Source organism: Nocardioides sp., from assembly GCF_036374615.1.
Classification (GTDB): Bacteria; Actinomycetota; Actinomycetes; order Propionibacteriales; family Nocardioidaceae; genus Nocardioides.
The window spans coordinates 1-4,252 of sequence record NZ_DASUTK010000221.1; the positions used below are offsets into that span (position 1 = coordinate 1).

Sequence of the window (4,252 nt, forward strand, 5' to 3'; positions counted from 1 at the left end):
AGCTGCGCCTCGCCCTCACCGTCGCGGCCGTCACCGTCGGGGTCGCGTTCGTGTCGGGCACCTTCGTGCTGTCCGACACCATGGTGAAGGCCTTCGACGAGCTGTACACCGGCCTCTCATCCGGCACCGACGTCGTCGTCAGGTCAGAAGCCGCCTACGAAGCCGACATCGCGACCACGGGCGGGCAGGTCCGACCGCTCGACGACGAGATCGTGACGACGCTCCGCGATGTCGAGGGCGTCGAGGTCGCCGAGGGCTCGGTGTTCGGCTTCGCACTGCTGCTGGACAAGGAGGGTGCCCCGATCCAACCGGCAGGCGCGCCGACGTTCGGCACCAGCCTCCTCGAGGACGCACGGCTGGCCGGGGACATGTCCGTGCGCGACGGGCGACTCCCGTCCGGCGCTCGGGAGGTGGCCATCGACGCGCGCACCGCGGCCAAGGCAGGCTTCCAGGTCGGCGATCCGGTGGACGTGGTGCTGCAGGACGGCAGGCGGAGCTTCACGCTCGTGGGCATCATCGGCTTCGGAGAGACCGACAGTCTGCTCGGGGCGACGATGGCCGGCTTCGACCTGCCGACGGCCCAGCGGGTGCTGGGCAAGGTCGGTGTCGTCGACGAGGTCGACATCAGGTCGGCCGACGGCGTGAGCGCGCGCGAGCTGCAGGACCGCATCGCGCGCGTCCTCCCGGAGGGCGCCGAGGCGCTGACCGGCGAGCAGGTCGCGTCGGACGGCACGGAGGCGGTACGTGACTCGCTCGGGATCTTCACCACCGTCCTGCTCGTGTTCGCCGGGGTCTCGGTCGTGGTCGGCTCCTTCGTCATCTGGAACACGTTCAACGTGCTCGTGGCGCAACGGCGCCGTGAGGTGGCGCTGCTGCGAGCGGTGGGCGCGACCCGGCGGCAGGTGCTCGGAGGAGTACTGGCCGAAGCCGGAGTGATCGGGGTCGTCTCGGGCGCGGTCGGCGTGCTGGTGGGTATGGCCCTGGCCATCGGCATCCGCGAGGTGCTCGACGCTGTGGGCATCGAGATCCCCAGCACGTCGCCGGCACTGGAGACCCGGACCATCGTGGTCGGGCTCGCCGTCGGGATCGGTGTGACCATGGTTGCCGCGGTGGCGCCTGCTTGGGCTTCGACCCGGGTGGCGCCGATGGAGGCGCTGCGGACAGCGGTCCCGGCCACCCACGCCGGGCGGAGCGTGCGTCGTACCGTCGGCTGGGTCGTGACGGGCGTGGGTCTCGCGCTGCTCGTGACCTGCGCAGTCGTCGGCAACCAGCGGTGGGCGACGGTGTTCGCCACCGTGATCACCTTCGCCGGACTGGTCGTGGTGGGCCCGACCCTCGCTCGCGGGATGGCGTCGCTGGCCGCTCGCGGCCGCCGGGGAGGAGGGTGGCGGATGGCGGCGCGCAACATCGCCCGCAACTCACGGCGCGCAGCCGCGACCGCGCTCGCCCTCACGATCGGGCTGACGGTCGTCGCAGCGGTCGCCGTGACGGCGACGTCGATGAAGGAGTCGGTCTCAGTCGCCGTGAGCGGCGGCAACCGCTCCGACCTGATCCTGGAGCCGGCCGGCGCCGGCATCGGGCTCAGCCCGGTCGTGGCAACGCTCCTACGAGAGCGCGAAGACGTCGCCGACGTGGTCGAGCTGCGCGAGTCCGCGGCGCAGGTCGACGGCCACAGCTCGCTCGTCACGGCCATGGACACGGCCGGTCTCGAGAACGTCGTCGACCTGGGCATCGAGAGCGGAGACCTGGCCGCGCTCGAACCCGGAACCATCCTGGTCGGCACCACCGCAGCCGACGAGCTCGGCGTCGGCGTCGGAGACGCCGTGACCGTCACCTTCCCCGAGACCGGCGACACGACGATGCAGGTGGTCGGCACGTTCGGTGGCGGCAGCCTGATCAACGCGTCGTACCTGATGACCATGCCCGACTTCACGGCGAACGTGACCTCGAGGATGGACGGGGCGATCCTGATGAACAACGCGCCCGGCATCGATCCCGGGGAGGCGAAGCAGACGATCCAGGCGGCACTCGCGGACTATCCCAACGTCACCGTCAACGATCCGGCCGATATCACCCGGAAGGCCCAGGACTCGGTCAACCAGCTGCTCGGCATCGTCACGGCGATGCTTCTCCTGGCCGTGGTGGTGGCGATCCTCGGCATCGTCAACACGCTCGTGCTGTCCGTCGTCGAGCGCACGCGCGAGCTCGGCGTCCTACGCGCCGTCGGCGGCACCCGCCGTCAGGTGAGGACGGTCGTACGGCGTGAGTCGGTGCTGATGGCCGTGCTCGGCGCGCTCACCGGCATCGCACTCGGCACCGTCTCCGGCATCGCGCTCAGTCGCGCGCTGCTCGCCGAAGGGATCACGGAGGTGCGCGTGCCGTTCGGGACGCTGGGGATCTACCTCGTCATCGCCGCTGCCGTCGGCGTGCTCGCCGCTGTCGGCCCCGCCCGGCGTGCCAGCAAGGTCGACGTCCTGAAGGCGATCATGGCCGAGTAGGGCTCTCCTCCTCAGGAGGTGTCCTCCATCGTCAGCAGCTGGATGCGGAAGGTGATGAACTCGGCCGGCTTCATGGGCGCCACGCCGATGAAGGCGATCAACCGGCCGGAGTCGATGTCGTTCTGGGTCATCGTCGTCTGGTCGCACCGGAGGAAGTACCCCTCGTCGGGCGTCGTGCCCGCAAAGGCGCCTTGACGCCACAGGTCGTGGAGGAAGGCGGAGACTGACAGCCGCACCTGCGCCCACGTCGACTCGGCGTTCGGCTCGAACACCACCCACTGCAGGCCGCGTTCGATGCTCCGCTCGAGGAAGAGGAACAGCCGTCGCACCGGTACGTACTTCCACTCGGGGTCGGTGGAGGCCGTGCGGGCACCCCACACCACCGCACCCGTGCCGGGGAACTCGCGCAAGGCGTTCACGTGGCGCTGATTGAGCTCGTCTGCCTGGGAATCCGTGAGCGCGCGGCTGAGCGGCCGAAGGAGCTTCGCATCGCCACCGGCGGGGGCCTTCCAGACACCGCGCCTCCTGTCGGTGCGTGCGTACACACCTGCCACGGCGGCGGCGCAGGGACGGCTGCCGGCCTGTCCCGCGAACGGCGGGAAGTAGGCAGCTGCGTTCGTGCCCAGCCCGACGGGCAGCTCACCGTTGTCGGTGGCGTCGCAGACGAGGAAGGCACGATGCTCCTGACACACCGCGTGGGCGTCGGCCGACGCCACGACGCGCGGGTCGACGACGAGGAGCTGCCAGTCGCGCTCGGCGAGGTTTGCCAGCGCCTGCGCTGGGTTCGTCACTCTCACTGTCAGCGCGCTACGGCCGCCATGGGAGAAGAAGTCCCGGACGGCCCGCCGGAGCCACCCGCGGGCATCGCCGTACTGCTGGTCGAAGTCGGCGACGCTCGTCACGAGCACGGGCTCGTTCGTTGGGCCGCGCCGGCAGCGACCGAGCAAGGCGGTCACGGCCGTGTCGTCGGGCTCGACGGCTCTGCTGGTGGGACCCTCGGCGACGTACGGACCTGGGCCTTGAGGGTCGTGACTCATGAACCCATGATGATGGCCATGGGGTCGTCGAGTTCGAGCTCGACCGGGTAGTGCATGCTCCCATCGAGCAGGTCTTCGCCCGGCTGGCCGACATCGAGGGGTACGACGAGTGGATGCCCGCCAAGGGCTCCATCCTGAAGCGCACCCAGCTGACGTCGCCCGGTGAACCGGGGCTGGGCACGACCTTCGTCGACCAGACCACGTACGGACCGACGCCGGGCAAGATCGCCGAGTTCGAGCCACCGCACACGTTGGTGTTCCACTGGTGGGAGAAGAACAAGCGGGGCAGGCTGAAGATGGAGGGTTGGCCCGGCTACCGGCTGTCAGCCGAGGGCGAGGACGCGACGCGGGTGCGCCACCACGCCAGGTTGCAGACGTACGGCATCTGGCGGGCGGCCACGCCGGTCCTGCGGCGGATCGGGGTCAAGGAGCGCACCGTCACGATCGACGCGTTGCAGGCATCGTTCGACAGTTGAGTCCGTTCGTCTACGAAACCGGGCACGGCGGCCCACGCGGACGTCCGCACAAATGCCTTGTCGCGGCGAACGCCAGGCGGCAATCATGCCCGCGTGACTACGACCCCCTGGCCCATGCATGTCGGTTCGCTCCTGCTCCGCGAGGCAGGACCCGCCGACATAGATCGGCTCTTGACGTTCCGGAACGACGCCGCGGTGAACCGGTTCATGCTCCACACGACCGTCGACCCGGAGAAGTTCC

At 69.9% G+C, this 4,252-nt stretch carries 2 protein-coding genes and 1 pseudogene; 2 read left to right on the top strand and 1 reads right to left on the bottom strand.

The window, feature by feature from the left end:
* A partial coding sequence (locus tag VFZ39_RS17045) for an ABC transporter permease (RefSeq protein WP_330866987.1) occupies positions 1 to 2,498 on the top strand: 2,498 nt, incomplete at its 5' end.
* Between the two features lie 11 nt (positions 2,499 to 2,509).
* Here the strand turns inward: VFZ39_RS17045 and VFZ39_RS17050 are convergent.
* Complete coding sequence (locus tag VFZ39_RS17050; protein ID WP_330866988.1) at positions 2,510 to 3,535, bottom strand: phage tail sheath family protein; 1,026 nt, start codon at positions 3,533 to 3,535, stop codon at positions 2,510 to 2,512.
* Between the two features lie 41 nt (positions 3,536 to 3,576).
* Between VFZ39_RS17050 and VFZ39_RS17055 the strand changes: the two are divergent.
* Positions 3,577 to 4,011: pseudogene (locus tag VFZ39_RS17055) on the top strand (SRPBCC family protein); the annotation flags it as partial.
* Between the last annotated feature and the right edge of the window lie 241 nt (positions 4,012 to 4,252).